The sequence below is a fragment of the Nonomuraea sp. MTCD27 genome (assembly GCF_041950495.1).
Taxonomy (GTDB): Bacteria; Actinomycetota; Actinomycetes; order Streptosporangiales; family Streptosporangiaceae; genus Nonomuraea.
The window spans coordinates 220,319-238,917 of sequence record NZ_JBGNUW010000002.1; the positions used below are offsets into that span (position 1 = coordinate 220,319).

An 18,599-nucleotide genomic window follows, 5' to 3' on the forward strand; every position below is an offset into this window, starting at 1 on the left:
ATATAGGAGGGTGTGGCATGACGACGGCTGCCCTGCAGACCGTGTTGACCGTTCCCGAGCGTTTCCGGGGGCCCGTGGGTGTCGCCAACGGCGGCTGGATCGCAGGGACCATGGCGGAGGCTCTGAACGGTGGTCGATCAGCCGTCGAGGTCACGCTGCACGCCCCTTCGCCTCTGGAGACCGAGCTGCGGCTGGAGCACGTGGCCAACTCCGTGTCCCTCTTCCACGGCGACCGGCTGCTGGTCGAGGCCATCCCGGTGGCCGAGGACCTGGAGGGGCCGGGGTTCGTGCCGTTCAACGACGCGGCCCGCGCCGAGGCCGGGTTCGCCGGCCTGAAGGCCCACCCGTTCGCCGAGTGCTTCGCGTGCGGCCTGCGCGAGCCCGGTGACGGCCTGCGCATCTTCCCGGGCCCGGTGGAGGGCACGGACCTCGTGGCCGCGGGCTGGCGGGTGCCGTTCACCGTGGCCGGCGAGGACGGCGTGCCCGCCTCGATCGTGGGCGCGGTGCTCGACTGCATCACCGGCTGGGCCCACTTCGGCCCGGGCGAGAGCGCCCTGCTCGGCCGGCTGGCCGTGCAGATCCACGGCACCGTCGTCCCCGGCGGACGCTACTCCGTGGTGGCCCGCCCGACCGGCCGCGACGGCCGCAAGATGTACGGCCAGAGCGCCATCTACGAGGCGGACGGCACGCTCGTGGCCGCCGCCCGCGCCACCTGGATCGCTCCACGCTAGAACCGGTCACGCGAGGCCCCCGAGACCCTCGGGGGCCTTCGTCTTTCCGCCCGCCGGTCAGCCCGGTGAGGTGAGGCGGTCCACCACGGTGGCCACGCAGCGCTCGTCGAACAGGATCGTGTAGTGGTTGCAGTCCGGCACCACCTCGTCCCGCAGCCCGGGCAGCCGGGCGGCCCAGGGCCGGGCCAGGTCGTCGGGCAGCAGGCCGGTCTCCTGGTCGAGCAGCCCGCGCGGCGCCCTGAGCAGGAGCAGCGGCGAGGTGATCGCCTCCAGCGCGGCCGCGATCCGCGCCGATTCCAGGCGCAGCCACCGCCCGTCCTCCAGCACCGCCTCCCCGACGGCCCGCGACCGCAGCGCGCCCTCGGGGCCGGTCAGGTCGTAGCGCACGTACGCCTCCACGTCGGCGTTCCAGCGGCCGGCGAAGGCCGGATGGGCCTGGAAGAACTCGACGTAGGCCTCGGCCGAGGGGTACGTCTGTCGCAACCGCGCCAGCGCCGGCCCCAGCGTGGCCTCCGTCGCCGCGTCCGCGTCCATGCCCTCGGGCAGCGGGGGCAGCGGGAGCCCGCCGTCCACCAGCACGACCCGGGCGAAGCCGCGCCGCGCGCCCACCAGAGCCGCCACGTACGCGCCCATCGAGTGCCCGGTCAGCACCGCGTCCGGCCCCGCCCCGACGTGCTCGGCCACGCGCAGCACGTCCTCGGCGTGCCGCGGCAGCCCGTACGGACCGGGCAGGGACGCGCTGTGCCCGCGCCCGCGCAGGTCCATCGCGACCAGCGACCATCCCTCCGGCAGCCGCCGCCCCACCGCGCCCCAGGCCATCAGCGAGGCCGTGATCCCGTGCACTGCGATGATCTTGCGCGGCCCGGTCCCGAACGTGACGATCCGCTGCCCGCCGACCTCATCGAATTCGACATCCATGGAGGGAGCTTAGGTGTATCCGAAATGTGGGGAACAGGCCTGATAATTGCGTATATGCGCATTACCGTCATCGAACATGAGGCCGAGGCCGGGCTCGGCTACCTCGCCGGCTGGCTCGGGCTGACCTGCGAGGTCGTGCGGCCGTACGTGGGGGAGGAGATCCCCGTACGGGCCGCGGACGGGCTGATCGTGCTGGGTGGGGCGGCGGCCGCGTGGGAGGACGAGCGCAGCCCCTGGCAGCCCGCCACCCGCGACCTGCTGCGCCGGGCCGTCGATGACGCCACCCCCACGCTGGCCGTCTGCCTGGGGGCGCAGCTGCTCACCATGGCCTGCGGCGGCACGGTGGAGCGCGGCGCGAACGGCCTGGAGGTGGGCGCCCGCGAGGTGACCGCGCTGCCCGCCGCCGCCACCGACCGGCTGCTGTCGGGCGTCGGGCGGGCCGTGGCCGTCCAGTACCACCAGGACGCCATGACGCGTCTGCCCGAGGGCGCCGTGCCGCTGATGACCGGCTCCCAGTACGCCAACCAGGCCTACCGGCTCGGCGAGGCCGCCTGGGCGGTGCAGTTCCACCCCGAGGCCACGCCGGAGATCTTCGCCTCGTGGACGGCGGACTCGGACCTCGACGCGGCCGAGGAGCTCAACGCCGAGGTCAAGGCCGCCGAACGGGATCTGGTCGCGACCTGGCGCCCGGTGGCGGAGGCGTTCGCCGACGTGGTCAGGAGCGTTGCCCGCGCCTCCTGACGAGGGCGTGCGGTGACGTGGTCGGGCGCCTCCTGACGAGGGCGTGTGCCAGTGCGTGCACGCCCGCCAGGACCAGGGGGAGCGCCACCGGCCCTGAACGCCCGGTGTGCACCGGCACCCCCGCCCGCCGCAGCCGCCGCCACGCCCACACCGCGTACGGGATCACCACGACGGGCGCGGTCACCACGCCCGGCGTGTAGCCGCGCACCAGCGCCGCCTGCGCCAGATGCACCACGCCGTGCGCCCCGAACCCGGCCAGCGCCGCCTGGAACACCGGACTGCGCCCGCCCGTACGCGCCCCCGCCGCGGCCGCCACCGCGACGACCCCGCCCATCAGCCCGATGGCCACGTTCACGTGCGCCTGCGACACCTCCAGCCGCTCCCACGGCACACCCGGGAAGCGCTCCGCCAGCCGGGGCCGGGCCGCCCGGGTCCACCGTGCCATGGTCACCAGCTCCTCGGCGTCATGCACCGCCCACGCCCCCAGCAACCCCCACGCCACGGCGGTCGGCACCCGCCCGGGCCCCGCCGTCCCGCCCGCGCCCGCCACCGCGCTGGAGCCCGCTGCTCGACGGGAGTTCACCGCCCCGCGCACAACCGCCAACGCCGCCGCCACCCCACGCGTGCGCGCCATCATCCCCACCCTCCCGGCAGGTGCGTCCCGAAGAACCCCCGGACAGCACTCCGCAAAATGCAACGCAACGTTGCGTTTCATGCTACGGCGAAGCGGGCGAGAGCTGTCAAGATGGAGGGGTGCCCAGGATCGAATCCACCGCCGCGCGGCTCGCCAAGCTCGGCTTCGCCGACGGCGCCCGGGCCGCCCAGCTCGTCCGCCAGTCGGAGGCCGACCTCGACGACGTCCTGGAATCACTGGTGGACGTGGCCGATCCCGACCAGGCACTGGCCTCCCTCACCCGGCTGATCGAGCGCGAGCCCGCCGTGCTCGACGCCCTGCGCGCCGACGAGCACCTGAGGAGCGGGCTGCTGGCCGTGCTGGGCGTCAGCGCCGCCCTCGGCGAGCACCTCGTACGCCACCCCGGCCAGGTCGCGCTCCTGGCCCAGCCGCGCCTCGGCGGGGCCAGGGCCGAGCTGCTGCGCGCCGTCGGCGCCGAGCCGGACGAGAGCGAGCCGCTCGCCACGGCCCCCGACGCCCTGGTGGCGCTGCGCGTGGCCTACCGGGGCCGCCTGACCCACCTCGCCGCCCGCGACCTCACCGGCCAGGCCACCCTGCAGGAGGTCACGGCCGAGCTGTCCGACCTGGCCGGCGCCGCGCTGGAGGCCGCGCTCGCCGTCGCCCGCACCGAGGTCGAGGCCGAGGAGGTCCGCCTCGCGGTCATCGGCATGGGCAAGTGCGGCGCCAGGGAGCTCAACTACATCAGCGACGTCGACGTGATCTTCGTGGCCGAGCCGCGGGAGGGCGCCGACGAGGCCAAGGCGCTGCGCGCGGCCACCCGGCTGGCCCAGGCCATGATGCGGGCCTGCACCGCCACCACCCCCGAGGGCTCGCTGTGGGAGGTGGACGCCGGGCTGCGGCCCGAGGGCCGGTCCGGGCCGCTGGTGCGTACGCTGGCCAGCCACCTCACCTACTACCGGCGCTGGGCCAAGACGTGGGAGTTCCAGGCGCTGCTCAAGGCCAGGCCCGTGGCGGGCGACCTGGAGCTGGGAGCCGCGTACGTCGAGGCCGTCAACGAGATGGTCTGGACGGCGGCCACCCGCCCCGACTTCGTCGAGGACGTGCAGGCCATGCGCCGCCGGGTCGAGGCGCACGTGCGCGCCGAGGGCGAGCGGCAGCTCAAGCTGGGGCCCGGCGGGCTGCGCGACATCGAGTTCGCGGTGCAACTGCTGCAGCTCGTGCACGGCCGGCTCGATCCGCTGCTGCGCCGCCGGGCCACGCTCCCGGCGCTGGCCGCGCTGTCGCGGGGCGGCTACGTGGGGCGCGACGACTCGCGGGGGCTGGCGGAGGCGTACTCGTTCCTGCGGCAGGTCGAGCACCTGCTGCAGCTGCACCGGATGCGGCGCACCCACATCGTGCCCACCGACGAGGCCGACCTGCGCAGGCTGGGCCGGGCGCTGGGCATGCAGGCCGACCCGGTGGGGGAGTTCACGGCCCGGTGGCGGCGGCACGCGATGGAGGCGCGGCGGCTGCACGAGAAGCTGTTCTACCGGCCGCTGCTGCAGGCCGTGGCCCGGCTGCCCGAGTCGGAGGCGCGGCTGTCGACCACGGCCGCGGCCCACCGGCTCGAAGCGCTCGGCTACGTCGACCCCACCGGCGCGCTCCGCCACATCGCCAACCTCGCCACCGGGGTGTCCAGGCGGGCCGCCATCCAGCGCACGCTGCTGCCGGTGATGCTCGGCTGGTTCGCCGACACGCCCGACCCGGACGCGGCGCTGCTCGGGTTCCGGCAGGTCAGCGACAAGCTGGGCAGCACGCCGTGGTACCTGCGGCTGCTGCGCGACGAGACCGCCGTGGCCGCCAGGATGGCCCGCGTGCTGGGCACCAGCCGCTACGCCACCGGCCTGCTCATGCACGCCCCCGACGCGGTCGCCATGCTGGGCTCCGACGCCGAGCTGGCCGTACGCTCCCCGGAGTCGCTGCTCGGCGAGGCGTCCGCCGCGGTGTCCCGGCACGCCGGCGATCCCGAGACCGCCGTCGCGGCGGTGCGGGCGCTGCGGCGCAAGGAGCTGTTCCGCACGGCGGTGGCCGACCTGTCCGGGCTCATCGACATCGAGGGCGTCGGGAGCGCGCTGTCGCAGCTCACGGACGTGACGCTGCAGGCGGCCCTCGACGCCGCGCTCAGCAGGGCCGCCGGCACCACCTCCTTCGCGGTCATCGCCATGGGCCGGCTCGGCGGCATGGAGTGCTCCTACGCCAGCGACGCCGACGTCGTGTTCGTCCACTCGCCCCTGCCCGGGGTGGCGGAGCGCGAGGCCACCGACGCGGCCTTCGCCGTGGCCAACGAGCTGCGCCGGCTGCTGTCCCTGCCCGCCCCCGACCCGCCCCTGATCATCGACCCCGACCTGCGGCCCGAAGGCCGCCAGGGGCCCCTGGTGCGCACGCTGGCCTCCTACCGCGCCTACTACTCTCGCTGGTCGTCGCCGTGGGAGGCCCAGGCGCTGCTGCGGGCCAGGTTCTCGGCCGGGGACGCGGCGCTGGGGGCGGAGTTCACGTCCATGGTCGACGAGCTGCGCTACCCGGCGGGCGGGCTGCGCGACGAAGCGGTCAGGGAGATCAGGCGGATCAAGGCCCGCATGGAGGCCGAACGGCTGCCGCGCGGCGCCGACCCCGCCCTGCACACCAAGCTCGGCCCGGGCGGGCTGTCCGACGTGGAATGGGTGGCGCAGCTCCTGCAGCTCCGCTTCGCCGGCACGCTGCCGTCCCTGCGCACCACCCGCACGCTGGACGCGCTGCGCGCGGCCGTGGCCGAGGGGCTGCTCGCCCCGGCCGACGAGGCGGTGCTGGCCGAGGCGTGGCGCTTCGCCTCGCGCATCCGGGACGCGCTCATGCTGGTGAAGGGGCGGCCGGGCGACAACGTGCCGCGCGACTCGGGCGAGCGCAAGCTGATCGCCCAGACGCTCGGCTACCCGCCGGACGGCTCCGAGGACTTCCTCGACGACTACCGGCGGGTGACGCGCCGGGCCCGGAAGGTGGTGGACCGCGTCTTCTACGGCGCCTGATCAACGGCTCTGATCAAGGGGCCTGATCTGTGCGTCATTGCGCTGCCACACGCCGTGGGTGTATCAATGCGCGGTGTTATCCGTTTATGTGGATCTGGCCCTCGGCCTGGTGGTGGCGTTCCTGCTGCTGTCGCTGCTGGTGAGCGGGCTCAACGAGGCTTTCGTACGCGTGCTGGCCATCCGCAGCAAGTTCCTGTGGGCCTATCTCAGGGACACCATGGACGGCGCCGACAAGAAGACCGGCTCCTGGTTGCCGGCCGGGGTGCTCGACGTGTTCCGGGTGCTGCCGTTCCTGCGCGACCCCCGTCCCCGGCACAACGACCTGCCCGCGCCCTCCGAGCCCGGCAGGATGCCGGAGCCCGAGACGCAGTCCGGCGACTCCATGATCAAACTGCTCTACGAGCGGGTCCGGGAGATCGACCACGCCAAGAGGGGAAAGACGAGCATCGCGAACATCCCGCCGGCGCGGTTCGCGATGGCGGTGATGGAGCTGGCGGCGGCGCAGGGCGGCGACGTCGAGCAGTTCCTGGCCAAGCTGCAGAAGATCGACAGCCCGCTGTACGGCCACCTCAAGGGCGTGTGGGAGACCGCGCAGCGCGACCTCGACCGGTTCCGGCAGGGCGTGGAGACCTGGTTCGACGGGGAGATGCAGCGGCTGTCCATGCTCTACAGGCGCTACGTCAAGTGGGTCGTCGCCGTGCTCGGCCTCGGGGTGACGCTGCTGTTCACCATGGACGGGCTGGAGTACGCCAAGACGCTGCTGCGCGACAACGCCTTCCGCGCCTCGGTGACGGCCGTGGCGGGGGCGGGGCCGGACGCGTACGACGAGCTCAAGGCGCGCTGCACCGGCGGCGATCCGGTGCCGTGCGTCACGGAGGTGCTCAGCCAGCCCGCCCTGGTCAAGATGATGGACCAGGCGCTGGTCAGCGTGTCGATCCCGGAGCAGGGCGACCCGAGCGTCCACTGGAACGGCGGCACGTGGTGGTATCGGATCAGCACGCCGAGCCACTGGCCGGGCTTCCTGCTGACGTACGTGGCGCTGCTGTTCGGGGCGCCGTTCTGGTGGGACGTGTTCCGGCGCATCACCGGGATCAGGCCGAGGCGCTGACCCGGGCGGCCCGCGTACGAAGGCGTTCCTCAGCCGCGTGCTCCGAGCCCCTCGAAGACGATCCGCAGCGTGCGGTCCCGCAGGTCCGGGGTCCAGCCGCCGAGCAGGGCGGCCTGGGAGGCGGCGGCGAGCAGGGCCATCACCTCGTCCGGCCGCACGTCCGCGCGGACCGCGCCGGCCTCCTGGGCGCGGCGCAGCAGCGTGCCGACCGGCTCCTCGAGCTGCGATAGCGGCTTGTCCACGCGTACGTCCACCCCGCCGCCCGACAGCAGCGCGGCCACGGTCCTGCGGGCCGCCGCCTCCTCCACCACGTGCGTGAAGAAGGAGAACAGCGCCGTTTCCGGGGCGCCCGCCCCGGCCTGTCTCTCGGCCTCCTCGGTCAGCCGGTGGAGCAGCGCCTTGACGATCGCGCCGAGCAGGTCGTTCTTGGTGGGGAAGTGCCGGAACACGGTCCCGATCGCCACCCCCGCCCGCGCGGCGACCTCCTCCGTCGAGGCGGAGGCGCCCCGCTCGGCGAAGACGGCCTCGGCGGCGGCCAGGATGCGCTCGCGGTTGCGCCGGGCGTCGGCGCGCAGCTGGGTCATCGGCGAGGCTCCCGTTGACAAGATGAGTGGCGACTCATTATGTTTCCAATCGTGAGTGGAGACTCATCTTAGAAGGGAGTCAGCGATGAGCGCACGCGAGGTGTTCGGCCGGCTGCGACAGGAGCTGACCGGCGACCCGGTGGCGGAGGAGCTGTGGGCGGAGGACGTCGTCGTGGAGACGCCGTTCGCGCCGCCCGGCGCGCCGCGCCGCTTCGAGGGGCGGCAGGCGTTCCTCGAGTACGCCCGCGCCGGGCGGGCCGCGCTGCCGTTCCGGCTGGAGATGCACGGACTGGTCGTCCACGACACCGCCGACCCCGACGTGATCATTGTCGAGTACGAGCTGGGCGCCACCCTCCCCGGCACCGGGCAGCGCGTGTCAGCCCCGTTCGCCGGCGTGCTCAGGGTCCGCGGCGGCCAGATCGCGCACTGGCGGGAATACCAGGACCCGCTTGCCCTGGCCGCCGCTACCGGCCGCCTCCCCGATCTCGTCGCCGCACTATCGTGGGCCTGATGGAGACAGAGCGGCTGATCATGCGCCGGTGGCGCGACACCGACCGGGCCCCCTTCGCCGAGCTGAACGCCGATCCGGAGGTGATGCGCCACTTCCCCAACCGGCTCACCCGCGGGCAGAGCGACGCCATGGTGGACCGGATCGAGCGGGACTTCGGGGTGTTCGGCTACGGGCTGTGGGCGCTGGAGGAGCGGGCGAGCGGCCGGTTCATCGGGTTCACGGGGCTGGTGCTGCAGACGTTCGACGCGCCGTTCCTGCCCGCGGTGGAGATCGGGTGGCGGCTGGCGCGCTCGGCCTGGGGCCAGGGGTACGCGACGGAGGCGGCCCGGCGGGCCCTCACCCACGGGTTCGAGGAGGCGGGCCTCGACGAGATCATCTCCATGACGGCCGTCGGCAACACGCGGTCCCGGGCGGTGATGGAGCGGCTCGGGATGACGCACGACGCGGCCGAGGACTTCGACCATCCGTGGGTGGCGCGCGACAGCCCGATCCTGCGCCATGTGGTCTACCGCCTCAAGCGCCCGTAAGCCCGCCTCAAGCGCCGGAAGGGGTTCCCGGGTCAGGCGCTCATCGCGTACAGGACATCGCGCAGGCCGGGCTCCCGTCCGCGCAGCCAGACCAGGCGGAGGGCCAGCGTCGGCGCGGGGGAGCCGTCGTCGAGCGCCACCAGCGTCCCAGACGCCAGGTCGCCGTCCACCGCGAAGTCCGGCAGCAGCGACCTCCCGAGCCCCTGCCTGGCCCACTCCCGGGCGGTCGCGATGCTGGTCAGCTCCCGCCGCGGCACCTCTGCCCCGAACATCCGCTCCACCGCCATCCGGATCGAGCACTCCGGCGGCGACACCAGCAGCGTGCCGGCATCGGCTCCAGGCCTCCCGTTCCGGCGCGGGCCCATGCCGGGGGCGGCGACGCCGGGGGCCGCGACCAGCCGCAGCGCGACCTCGCCCACGTCGAGGAAGTCCAGCCCCGGCGGGGCCGCGAAGCCGAGCGTGCCGACCCGCATCCCGGAGTCGAGCAGCAGCGCCGCGTCCAGCCCGCCGCCGGCGACCTCGGCCAGCAGCTCCTTCCTGCCCAGCGTGCGCACGTCCACGTCCAGGTCGGGCCGGCGCTCCGCCAGGCGGCGCACCACGCCCGGCAGCCGGGTGGCGGCCAGCGTCTCGAGGGCGCCGACCGTGACCCGCCGCCGCTGCCCGGTGACGGCCCTGCGTACGTCCTCCGCGTGGTCCAGCAGCCCCTGCGCCCGCTCCAGCAGCGCGCGCCCGTGGCCGGTCAGCACCATCCCCTGAGGGGTCCGCTCGAACAGCGCGACCCCGAGACCGCTTTCCAGCCGCCGCACCTGCTCGGAGACCGACGCCGGGGCGAGCCCGAGGGCGTTGGCGGCCCCCACCACGGTCCCGGCCCGCGCGACCGCCACGAACACCCGCACATGACGCAGCTCCACGCCCGCCAGCATACGGTTCCGCCACGATGCGCCGTCCGCGCGTGCCCCCGGTCAGCAGGTGGAGTGGAACAGACCGCCGACCGGGACGGTCCCGGCGAGCGAGTTGTACCGCTGGACGGCGGCGGTCGTCTCCTCCACGTACACCTCCACGCCCTTCCCCTTCAGCAGCTCCAGCGTCTCGGGGCACGTCTCCAGGACCAGCTCCATGCCCCGGGACAGGACGATCGCCTGGCTGCCGTGGTCGAGCAGCTCCCGCACGTCCGCGGGCTGGATGCCGGGCCTGTGCCTGGTGCCGGTCTCGTTCCAGTCCCAGGGCCGCCCGCCGCCCGGGTAGAGCTTGAAGTCCTTGCCCTCGCCGAGGCCCTCGACCACCATCCGGCCCCAGGAGACGTGCGTGATCAGCGGGGATTCATGCTCCATGGCGCGAGACTACGTCGCGACGCGGGCGCGGGTGCCGACGGTTTTCCCGAATGCCCCGTGCGGATGCGCCTGTTGAGTGGACATATCGCGTTTGCGCAGGCTGAACCCCATGAAGCTTGCCGGTTTCTCCCTCGCCTACTTCCTCGTGCTCCTGGACACGACCGTGCTCACGATCGCCCTGCCGGACCTGCGCGCCTCGCTCGGCGGCTCCGTGGCCGGCCAGCAGTGGGCCGTGAACGCCTACACCGTCGCCTTCGCCGCCTCCCTGCTGACCGGGGGAGCGGTGGCCGACCGGTACGGGGCGGCCAGGGTGTTCAAGGCCGGGGTGGCGGCGTTCGGGGTGCTCTCGCTGCTGAGCGCGGCGGCCCCGCACCTCGGGGTGCTGGTCGCGCTGCGCGCCCTGCTCGGCGTGGCGGGCGCGCTGTGCCTGGGCGGCTCGCTCGGGCTGATCGCCGAGCTGTACCCGTCCCCGGCCGCCCGGGCCCGCGCGACGGGCGTGTGGGCCTCCGTCACCGGCACGGCCCTGGCGGCGGGCCCGCTGCTGGGCGGCCTGCTGGTGGACCTGTACGGCTGGCGCGCCGTCTTCCTGATCAACCCGCCCGTCGCCCTCGTCAGCCTGCTGGCCGTGGCGCGGATCCGCTCGCCGCGCGGGACACGCCGGATCGACTGGTACGCGCAGGGCCTGATGTGCGCCTTCCTGGGCCTGCTGGCCGAGGCCCTGACGGACGCCTCCCTCCCGGCCGCGGCCCTGTCCCTGATCGCCCTGGCGTCCCTGATCACCATCGAACGCCGCACCGCCACGCCGGCCCGCTCGAAGCCGCCCGCCGAACCCCACCGCGGCGCGGCCATCCCCCCGGGCCTCCTCTCCGCCACCTGGCCCGAGCTCCTCGCCGGCGCCGTCGCGAACTTCGCCTTCTCCGGCGCCCTGTTCGTCCTGACCCTCCTCCTCCAGGACACCCGCCACCTCTCCCCGATGGCGACCGGCCTGGCCTTCCTCCCGCTCACCCTGCCCATGGTCGTCAACCCCGTGCTCACCGGCCGGATCGTCGCCCGCCACGGCGCCCGCCCCCCGATCCTGGCCGGCCTGGCCCTGCTCGCGGCGGGCCTGGCCGGGGCGGCACTCGCCGGCGGCCTCCCGGTGTGGCTGGCCGTGATGGGCCTCGGCCTGTCGTTCTGCTTCCCCGCCCTGATGGCGGGCATGATCGCGGGGGCGCCTCCCGGCACCGCCGGGACGGCCGGCGGCGTACTGAACGCCTCCCGCCAGGTCGGCGCGACCCTGGGCGTGGCCGTCCTCGGCGGCCTCACCCACGCCGACCCGCTCCTGACCGCGTCCGTCCTCACGGCGGTGACCTGCGCCGCCTACGGCGCTATAGGCTTCCAGAGAAGATCCGTAAGCCGCCTCGCGGAGTGAGAGCCATGCGTTTCCAGCACTCGGACGACATCTGGAGAGACTTCCCCGAGCTCGTCCCGGCGGCGCTCCACGCCGAGGGCATCACGGCGGACGCCGTCCCGGACGCCCGGATCGCCGCCTACGGCGAGGTCGCCGCCGCCCGCCTCGCGGCCGCCTCCGAGGGCGAGCTCCCGGAGATCCAGGCGTGGCGCCGCGCCTTCTCCCGGATGGGCCTCAAGCCGACCCAGTACAGATGCGCGTCGGAGTCCCTGCTGCGCCGCTTCAGGAAGGAGGGGGCGCTGCCCCGGCTCCACCCCCTGATCGACCTGTGCAACGCCGTCTCCATCGCCTACGCCGTCCCGATCGCGGTCTTCGACGTCTCCCGCATCGAGGGCTACGTGGAGGTCGGCTACGCCACGGGCGAGGAGACGTACCTCACCTTCTCCGGCGAGACGGAGCACCCGCCCGCCAAGGAGGTGATCTTCGCCGACGCGGCGGGCCAGGCGCACGCCCGCCGCTGGACCAACCGCCAGAGCGGCCTCTCGGCCGTACGCGACACGACGGCGAACGTCCTGATCGTCGCGGAGGCGCTGCACGACACGGCCGGGAAGGACATCGAGTCCCTCACGTCCGCGCTCGCCGCCGAGCTGAACGCCCTGTGGCCGGTCACCCCGAAACACGCGATCCTGACCCGGTCCTCCCCGAGCTTCGAGTTCACGGGGGAGTGAGCCCGCACGGGGCATGATCGGGCGGACGTTGGGGCGGACGATCGGGCGGACACGGAAACGGCCCGGGACCGGCAGAGCCGGATCCCGGGCCGTCACGCGTGCGGCCTAACAGTCGTAGTACAGCTCGAACTCGTGCGGGTGCGGCCGCAGCCGGATCGGGTCGACCTCGTTCTCCCGCTTGTACGCGATCCACGTCTCGATCAGGTCAGGCGTGAACACGCCGCCCTCGAGCAGGTAGTCGTGGTCCGCCTCCAGCGCGTTGAGCACGTCGGTCAGCGAGCCCGGCACCTGCGGCACCTGGCGGGCCTCCTCCGGCGGCAGCTCGTAGAGGTCCTTGTCGACCGGCTCCGGCGGCTCGATCTTGTTGCGGATGCCGTCGATGCCGGCCATCAGCATCGCCGCGAACGCGAAGTACGGGTTGCACGACGGGTCCGGGACGCGGAACTCGATGCGCTTGGCCTTCGGGTTGGAACCCGTGATCGGGATGCGCACGCAGGCCGAGCGGTTGCGCTGCGAGTAGACCAGGTTGACCGGGGCTTCGTAGCCGGGCACCAGGCGGTGGTAGGAGTTGACCGTCGGGTTGGTGAAGGCCAGCAGCGACGGCGCGTGCTTGAGCAGGCCGCCGATGTAGTAGCGGGCCGTGTCGGACAGGCCCGCGTAGCCGACCTCGTCGTAGAAGAGCGGCGAGCCGTCCTTCCACAGCGACTGGTGGCAGTGCATGCCGGAGCCGTTGTCACCGAAGATCGGCTTGGGCATGAACGTGACCGTGTGGCCGTACTCCATGGCCGTGCTCTTGATGATGTACTTGTACAGCATCAGGTTGTCGGCGGTCTTGAGCAGCGTGCCGAACTTGAAGTCGATCTCCGCCTGACCGGCCGTGCCGACCTCGTGGTGCTGCATCTCGACCTCGACGCCGCACTCGATGAGGTTGCGCACCATCTCCGAGCGCAGGTCGGTGAAGTGGTCCATCGGCGGGACCGGGAAGTAGCCGCCCTTGTAGCGCGGCTTGTAGCCCAGGTTGCCGCCCTCGGTCGCCTTGCCGGTGTTCCAGGCGCCCTCGATGGAGTCGATGTAGTAGTAGCCGGCGTTCTGCTTCGTCTCGAAGCGCACGTCGTCGAAGATGTAGAACTCGGCCTCGGGGCCGAAGTAGACCGTGTCGGCGATGCCCGTGCCCTTGAGGAATTCCTCTGCCTTGCGAGCCACGTTGCGCGGGTCGCGGCTGTAGGCCTCGCCGGTCAGCGGGTCGTGCACGAAGAAGTTCAGATTGAGCGTCTTGTGCTGGCGGAACGGGTCCACCACGGCGCTGGTCGGGTCGGGCAGCAGGAGCATGTCGGACTCGTGGATCGCTTGGAATCCGCGGATCGACGAGCCGTCGAACATGAGTCCGTCGGTGAAGACGCTCGCGCTGAAGTTCTCAACCGGGAAGGTGAAGTGGTGCGTCGTCCCCGGCAGGTCGGTGAACCTGACATCGACGAACTGCACCCCTTCGTCACTGATGAACTTCAGGACGTCGTCGGCGGAGTTGAACACTCTCGAACCTCCCTGGGGACTGGCCATCATGCCGACGCTAGGGCTTGGCCGTTTCCGTATGGTGTCTCGATTGTTTCGCACGTGTTACGCAGCGTCAGTCCGACGCAGCGGTGTGTCGAACGTTGTTCACGTTCCCTTCGAGGCGGCGCAGTCACCCTTGAGCTCGGGTTCATCCAGCTCGTACGGGTCTGTCGGCGTTCCTTCCGCACCCACCTTGTCGGGCACGGAGTCGTCGTAGAAGGGGTGGATGTACCCGTCATTCACGTCACACCGGGCCGGGGTCGTGCTGCCGCCCCACTTCTGGATCCAGACGACCGTCTCGCCCGCCTCGCGGTACACCAGCGCCGAGCCGCGCTGGTGCTTGACGAGCCGCGTCAGCGTCTCCGCCTGGCCGGGCCGCTGGATCGCGTAGACGACGATGTAGTTGGTCTCCAGCTTCGCGCCGGTGCGCCCGTCCTTCTTGAACGACGACAGCTTCGTCCTGCCGTGCACCTTGATCACGTCGCTGACCAGCTCGGCCGTCTTGGGGGCGAAGCTCGTCACCCATCCGCGGGTGGTCTTGTCGCCCTTGCGGGTCAGGCCCTTGCGGAACCAGGCGCGCTCCTCGGGGTGGAGCAGCTCCATGAACGCCGCCGGCTTGCCGCCCAGGATCGTCTTGCGGTCGAGCAGGGCCGCCGTCAGCAGCTCGCGCGTCCGCTCGATCCCCTTGGCCACGTCCTTCTTCGACAGCCCGCCGACCGCCTTGGCCTCGGGCATGTCGAAACCGGCGGCGCCCTCGGCCCAGCCCTCCGCCTTGGAGCCCTCGAACGGCCTGGCGGCGTCGGGCACCGTCGCCACCGGCTGCGTCTCCTCGGGCACGGGACCCGTGGCGGCCGAGGTCTCCGGCGGAAGGGGGGCCGCGGCCACCGGTATGGTCTCCTCGGGCACCGGGCCGGCGGCGGCGAGCAGGTCGGGGCGGAGGGTGATGACGACCCCGGCGGCCGCGATCACCGAGGAGATCCCGGCCATGGCGAGCCAGGCCCGCCCGATCCGGCGCGGCGTCCGGGCGGGACGGGTCTCGCGCGGGGGGCGGGACACGGCTTCCGGGGCCTGCCTGGCCCCCTTCTTCGCCGCCGCGCGCATCTTGCGCTGCTGGTCGGCGTCTATCTGCGCGACCAGCTCGTTGAAGCGCTGGTCAAGGTCATCCCCGTGTGGCATGGCGTACATGATGTCCGTCTTGTGACGCGGTTGGGTCACAATCGGGACCGGCCCTGGCAGCGGCTACCTTTGAGGGTATGAGCAGGAACGAGCCTCGATGGACGCAGACCTGGCTGGGTGGGGTGAGATCCGCCGGGGTCGATCTCGGATACCCGGGAGAGCGCCTGGGGCTGCCCGAGGAGGGCAGCGGTTCGATCGCCGGGTGGGGGCGCCGGATCGGCGCGCTCGTCATCGACTGGATGATCTGCACGTGGGTCGTCGTGCAGCTGCTGCTCCGGATGAACCCGGCGGAGTCGCCGTGGGCGCCGGTGGTCGTGTTCGCGCTGCAGTACCTGCTCCTGGTCGGGTTCATGGGCCAGACGTTCGGGCACCGGCTGATGGGCGTCCGGGTCGCCGCGATGGACGGCGGTGACCCGCGGCTGCTGCCCGTCCTGGTGCGTACGGCGCTGCTCGCCCTGGCCGTGCCCGCCCTGATCTGGGACCGCGACCATCGCGGGGTGCACGACCGCGCCTCCAACACGATGGTCGTCCGGATGTAGCTGAGCGGGTAAAAAGCCGTACCGGGTTCAAAAATGTACCCGGTACGGTTTATGCTGTCCGCATGATGGCGGGGCTCAGGGAGCGCAAGAAGGAGCAGACCCGGCGGCGGATCTCCGAGGTGGCGCTGCGGCTGTTCGACGAGCGCGGCTACGACGCCGTGACCGTCAACGAGGTGGCCGAGGCGGCCGGGGTCGCCAAGGTCACGCTGTTCAACTACTTCCCGTCCAAGGAGTGCCTGGTCCTCGACGCCGTCAAGGACGACACGGCCGCGATCGTGGCCGGGCGCGAGGCCGGTCAGTCGCCGCTCGACGCCCTGCGCGAGCACTACCGGGGGATGGCCCGGCAGGACACGGGCGAGGTGGACGTCGAGGGCATGATCACCAGGGTCCGGGTGATCTCGGCCAGCCCGGCCCTGCTCGCGGGCGTCCACCAGACGAACATGGGTCAGCGCTACGAGCTGGCCACCGCGCTCGCCGAGGCCATGCCGGGCCACGGCCTCGCGCCCCAGATCATGGCCGCGCAGATCACCGCCGCCGTCACGACCCTGCAGGAGGCGTTCTTCCACCGGCTCTCCACGGGGGTGCCGCTGGAGGAGGCGGGACGGCTGCTGGGGGAGGAGGTCGAGCTGGCCTTCGACCTCCTGGAACACGGCTTCTCATTGATAAAAGGGGAAAAATCGTGAAAAAGGGCATCAACTACGACACGGGATTCCTGCCGGGCGATGAGAGGTCGCGCAAGGTGTTCGACGCCGGCACCGTCGCCCGCGAGATGCGGGTCATCGCCGACGAGCTGCACTGCCGGGTCGTCCGGGTCTCGGGCGGGGACCCCGAGCGGCTGAGCGTGGCCGCCGAGCACGCCGCCGCGGCGGGCCTGGAGGTCTGGTTCGCGCCGTTCCCGGTGGACGTCCCGGCCGAGGAGACCCTCTCCCTGTACGCCGACTGCGCCGAACGGGCCGAGGCCGTCCGCCGGACCGGCGCCGAGGTCGTCCTCGTCACCGGCTGCGAGACCAGCGCCTTCTGCCCCGGTTACATCCCCGGCGACGGCTACATGGACCGGCTGACGCGGATGGGCACGGCCGACCTGGACTGGTGGACCTCGCTGGGGCCCGTGATGCGGCGCTTCAACGACTTCCTGGGCGAGGCGGCGGAGGTGGCCAGGGCCCGGTTCGGCGGCCGGATCACCTACGCCTCGGGGCCGTGGGAGGACGTCGACTGGGCCCCGTTCGACCTGGTCGGCACGGACGCCTACCGGGCGGCGTACAACAAGGACACCTTCACCGAGGAGCTGCGCGCCCACTTCAAGCACGGCAAGCCGGTCGCGGTCACCGAGTTCGGCACCTGCGCGTACACGGGGGCGGGCGAGCTGGGCGGCATGGCCTGGTCCGTGCCGGACGGCGCGGTGCGTGACGAGGGTGAGCAGGTCCGCTACCTCGAAGAGCTGGTCGACCTCTTCGAGCGGGAGGGCGTCGAGACGGCGCTGTGGTTCACCTGGGCGGCCTACAACCGGCCGGGCGGGGCCGACCTCGGGGCGTACGGCGTGGTCAGGATGCTCGACGAGAGGGCGTGGGAGCCCAAGGAGGTCTTCCACGCCATGGCGGCTAGATATTCGCGCAGCTGAAGATGGCCGTGCCGGGGAGGTGGCGGCCGCGCAGCGGGCTCCAGCCGCCCCACGCCCGCTCGTGCCCCTCGGGCCACTCGGGCTCCAGCAGCCCGGTGATCGTCAGGCCGGAGGCCGCCAGCAGGTTCACCCAGTCGGCCATCGTGTGGTGGTGCTCGACGTACGTGAGCTCGCCCCGCTCGTCGCGCTCCTCGTACGGGGACCGGTCGAAGTAGGACCGGTCGGAGGTCAGCCCCCGCGGCCCCGGATCGTCGGGGAACGCCCACCGGATCGGATGGCTCACCGAGAACACGAACCGCCCGCCCGGCCGCAGCACCCTGCGCACCTCGCGGAAGACGGCCAGGGGGTCGGCCACGAACGGCAGCGCCCCGTACGCGGAGCAGGCCACGTCGAAGGAGCCGCCGGCGAACGGCAGCACCTCGGCGTCGGCCTGCACCACGGGAACGCGCAGGCCGGTCTCCAGGTCGATGCGCTGGGAGTGGCGGAGCTGGCGGTGCGAGATGTCGAACGCCACCACCTCCGCACCCCGCGTCACCAGCCACCGCGCGCACTGGGCGGCACCGCAGCCGATCTCCAGCACCCGCCGGCCGTCCACCTCGCCGAGCAGGCGCGCCTCGGACTCGTCCACGCCCTCGGGCCCCCAGACGAACCCGCTGTCGCGCAGGAACCCGCCGTGCTCGACCTGGTAGTCGTCGGCGTTGCCGTCCCACCAGCCGCGGTTGGCCCGCGACGAAGCCGACAGCACTAGCGCATCTTGGGGCCGCGCGGGATGCGGGCGCCCTTGGGCATCGGGCCCTTGGGCATCGGCATGTTCCGCGGCAGCGAGCGCAGGCGGTCCTTGACCTCGTTGACCGAGGGCTTCTTCAGGTTGCGCGGCAGCTTCATGATGTGCCGCTGCAGCTTGCCGAGCGGCACCTGCCCCTCGCCGTCGCCGCACTGCACGTCGTAGATCTCGACGCCCAGCACCACCCGCGCGATCCGCTTCTTCTCGGCCGTCAGCATCTTCGCCACCCGGTTGCCCGGCCCCTCGGACACCAGCACGACGCCCGGGTAGCCGACCACGAGGTGGATCAGGTCCTGGTCACGGTTGACCGCGATGGCCGGGGTGACCTGCCAGTTGCCCCGCATGCCCTGCAGCACGGCCGCCGCCGCGCCGGTCTGGCCGTGCAGGATCGAGTATTGGGCCCGCTGCGCGAGCTGCCCGAACACCACCAGCCCGACGGTGAACGCGGCCAGCACGCCGATGAACACCGAATACCACAGGTAGTCCGTGACCAGGCCGATCACGACGACCACAGCCAGCGTGCCCACCGCCGAGAGGAAGACGATCGGCATTCCCTTGGGGTTGGCCTGCTTGATGATCTGCGCGATCATGCGGAGCTGCTTGATGCGCCCCGGCTTCTCTGGATCCTCGGACTTTGCCATGCTCAGAAGGATACAAACCAACTGGTGCAGTATGGAAAACGCGGCC

General features: G+C 72.5%; 20 protein-coding genes. 11 read left to right on the top strand and 9 right to left on the bottom strand.

All coding sequences use genetic code 11. The annotated features are described in order from the left end of the window. Positions 1-17 precede the first annotated feature (17 nt). On the top strand, positions 18-731 hold the full coding sequence (locus ACBJ59_RS05495; RefSeq protein ID WP_375109080.1) for a PaaI family thioesterase: 714 nt from the start codon (positions 18-20) through the stop codon (positions 729-731). A 57-nt stretch (positions 732-788) separates the two neighbouring features. Here the strand turns inward: ACBJ59_RS05495 and ACBJ59_RS05500 are convergent, their stop codons facing one another. Then, positions 789-1,649 (bottom strand): alpha/beta fold hydrolase, encoded by an 861-nt coding sequence (locus tag ACBJ59_RS05500; RefSeq protein WP_375109081.1) that lies wholly within the window; start codon positions 1,647-1,649, stop codon positions 789-791. Positions 1,650-1,703: 54 nt separating this feature from the next. Between ACBJ59_RS05500 and ACBJ59_RS05505 the strand changes: the two genes are divergently transcribed. Beyond that, positions 1,704-2,390: a type 1 glutamine amidotransferase gene (locus ACBJ59_RS05505; RefSeq protein WP_375109082.1), complete on the top strand. Its 687-nt coding sequence runs from the start codon at positions 1,704-1,706 to the stop codon at positions 2,388-2,390. Here the strand turns inward: ACBJ59_RS05505 and ACBJ59_RS05510 are convergent. Further along, on the bottom strand, positions 2,365-3,027 hold the full coding sequence (locus tag ACBJ59_RS05510) for an HXXEE domain-containing protein (RefSeq protein WP_375109083.1): 663 nt from the start codon (positions 3,025-3,027) through the stop codon (positions 2,365-2,367). The genes ACBJ59_RS05505 and ACBJ59_RS05510 overlap by 26 nt on opposite strands. Positions 3,028-3,143: 116 nt before the next feature. On the opposite strand from ACBJ59_RS05510, the gene ACBJ59_RS05515 reads away from it, so the two are divergent. After that, positions 3,144-6,065 carry a bifunctional [glutamine synthetase] adenylyltransferase/[glutamine synthetase]-adenylyl-L-tyrosine phosphorylase gene (locus tag ACBJ59_RS05515; protein ID WP_375109084.1) on the top strand — a complete coding sequence of 974 codons (2,922 nt, stop codon included), beginning with the start codon at positions 3,144-3,146 and terminating at the stop codon, positions 6,063-6,065. Positions 6,066-6,153: 88 nt separating this feature from the next. Further along, a complete protein-coding gene (locus ACBJ59_RS05520) occupies positions 6,154-7,173 on the top strand; it encodes a hypothetical protein (RefSeq protein WP_375109085.1) in 1,020 nt (339 codons plus the stop codon). Positions 7,174-7,202: 29 nt separating this feature from the next. Here the strand turns inward: ACBJ59_RS05520 and ACBJ59_RS05525 are convergent, their stop codons facing one another. Next, positions 7,203-7,757: a TetR/AcrR family transcriptional regulator gene (locus tag ACBJ59_RS05525; protein WP_375109086.1), complete on the bottom strand. Its 555-nt coding sequence runs from the start codon at positions 7,755-7,757 to the stop codon at positions 7,203-7,205. 85 nt (positions 7,758-7,842) lie between these two features. On the opposite strand from ACBJ59_RS05525, the gene ACBJ59_RS05530 reads away from it, so the two are divergent. Together ACBJ59_RS05530 and ACBJ59_RS05535 are read left to right on the top strand one after the other, a co-directional pair. Next, the gene (locus tag ACBJ59_RS05530) at positions 7,843-8,268 is read left to right on the top strand and encodes a nuclear transport factor 2 family protein (RefSeq protein ID WP_375109087.1); all 426 of its coding nucleotides are present in this window, start codon (positions 7,843-7,845) and stop codon (positions 8,266-8,268) included. Beyond that, a complete protein-coding gene (locus ACBJ59_RS05535) occupies positions 8,268-8,795 on the top strand; it encodes a GNAT family N-acetyltransferase (protein WP_375109088.1) in 528 nt (175 codons plus the stop codon). Before ACBJ59_RS05530 ends, ACBJ59_RS05535 begins: the two co-directional genes overlap by 1 nt. A gap of 32 nt (positions 8,796-8,827) precedes the next feature. On the opposite strand, the gene ACBJ59_RS05540 is transcribed toward ACBJ59_RS05535, so the two are convergent. Both ACBJ59_RS05540 and ACBJ59_RS05545 read right to left on the bottom strand, forming a co-directional pair. Continuing rightward, entirely contained in the window at positions 8,828-9,706 is an 879-nt protein-coding gene (locus tag ACBJ59_RS05540; RefSeq protein ID WP_375109089.1) for a LysR family transcriptional regulator, read from the bottom strand. Between the two features lie 51 nt (positions 9,707-9,757). Continuing rightward, positions 9,758-10,126: an Mth938-like domain-containing protein gene (locus ACBJ59_RS05545; RefSeq protein ID WP_375109090.1), complete on the bottom strand. Its 369-nt coding sequence runs from the start codon at positions 10,124-10,126 to the stop codon at positions 9,758-9,760. Positions 10,127-10,235: 109 nt separating this feature from the next. On the opposite strand from ACBJ59_RS05545, the gene ACBJ59_RS05550 reads away from it, so the two are divergent. Then, on the top strand, positions 10,236-11,537 hold the full coding sequence (locus ACBJ59_RS05550; RefSeq protein ID WP_375109091.1) for an MFS transporter: 1,302 nt from the start codon (positions 10,236-10,238) through the stop codon (positions 11,535-11,537). A 5-nt stretch (positions 11,538-11,542) separates the two neighbouring features. Next, the gene (locus ACBJ59_RS05555) at positions 11,543-12,244 is read left to right on the top strand and encodes a B3/4 domain-containing protein (protein WP_375109092.1); all 702 of its coding nucleotides are present in this window, start codon (positions 11,543-11,545) and stop codon (positions 12,242-12,244) included. Positions 12,245-12,349: 105 nt separating this feature from the next. Here the strand turns inward: ACBJ59_RS05555 and glnA are convergent, their stop codons facing one another. Together glnA and ACBJ59_RS05565 are read right to left on the bottom strand one after the other, a co-directional pair. Beyond that, positions 12,350-13,774, bottom strand: coding sequence for a type I glutamate--ammonia ligase (gene glnA, locus ACBJ59_RS05560; RefSeq protein WP_364113553.1), 1,425 nt, complete (start codon positions 13,772-13,774; stop codon positions 12,350-12,352). Between the two features lie 126 nt (positions 13,775-13,900). Next, on the bottom strand, positions 13,901-14,971 hold the full coding sequence (locus tag ACBJ59_RS05565) for a hypothetical protein (RefSeq protein WP_375109093.1): 1,071 nt from the start codon (positions 14,969-14,971) through the stop codon (positions 13,901-13,903). 77 nt (positions 14,972-15,048) lie between these two features. Between ACBJ59_RS05565 and ACBJ59_RS05570 the strand changes: the two genes are divergently transcribed. From ACBJ59_RS05570 to ACBJ59_RS05580, 3 genes are all read left to right on the top strand, one after another. After that, the gene (locus ACBJ59_RS05570) at positions 15,049-15,510 is read left to right on the top strand and encodes an RDD family protein (RefSeq protein WP_364113549.1); all 462 of its coding nucleotides are present in this window, start codon (positions 15,049-15,051) and stop codon (positions 15,508-15,510) included. Positions 15,511-15,572: 62 nt separating this feature from the next. Beyond that, positions 15,573-16,193, top strand: a complete 621-nt coding sequence (locus tag ACBJ59_RS05575) for a TetR/AcrR family transcriptional regulator (RefSeq protein ID WP_375109094.1) — start codon at positions 15,573-15,575, stop codon at positions 16,191-16,193. Further along, positions 16,190-17,128, top strand: a complete 939-nt coding sequence (locus ACBJ59_RS05580) for a hypothetical protein (protein ID WP_375109095.1) — start codon at positions 16,190-16,192, stop codon at positions 17,126-17,128. Before ACBJ59_RS05575 ends, ACBJ59_RS05580 begins: the two co-directional genes overlap by 4 nt. Here the strand turns inward: ACBJ59_RS05580 and ACBJ59_RS05585 are convergent. Together ACBJ59_RS05585 and ACBJ59_RS05590 are read right to left on the bottom strand one after the other, a co-directional pair. Then, positions 17,109-17,873: a class I SAM-dependent methyltransferase gene (locus ACBJ59_RS05585; protein ID WP_364113543.1), complete on the bottom strand. Its 765-nt coding sequence runs from the start codon at positions 17,871-17,873 to the stop codon at positions 17,109-17,111. The genes ACBJ59_RS05580 and ACBJ59_RS05585 overlap by 20 nt on opposite strands. After that, positions 17,873-18,553, bottom strand: a complete 681-nt coding sequence (locus ACBJ59_RS05590) for a DUF4191 domain-containing protein (RefSeq protein WP_364113541.1) — start codon at positions 18,551-18,553, stop codon at positions 17,873-17,875. Before ACBJ59_RS05590 ends, ACBJ59_RS05585 begins: the two co-directional genes overlap by 1 nt. Positions 18,554-18,599: the final 46 nt, after the last annotated feature.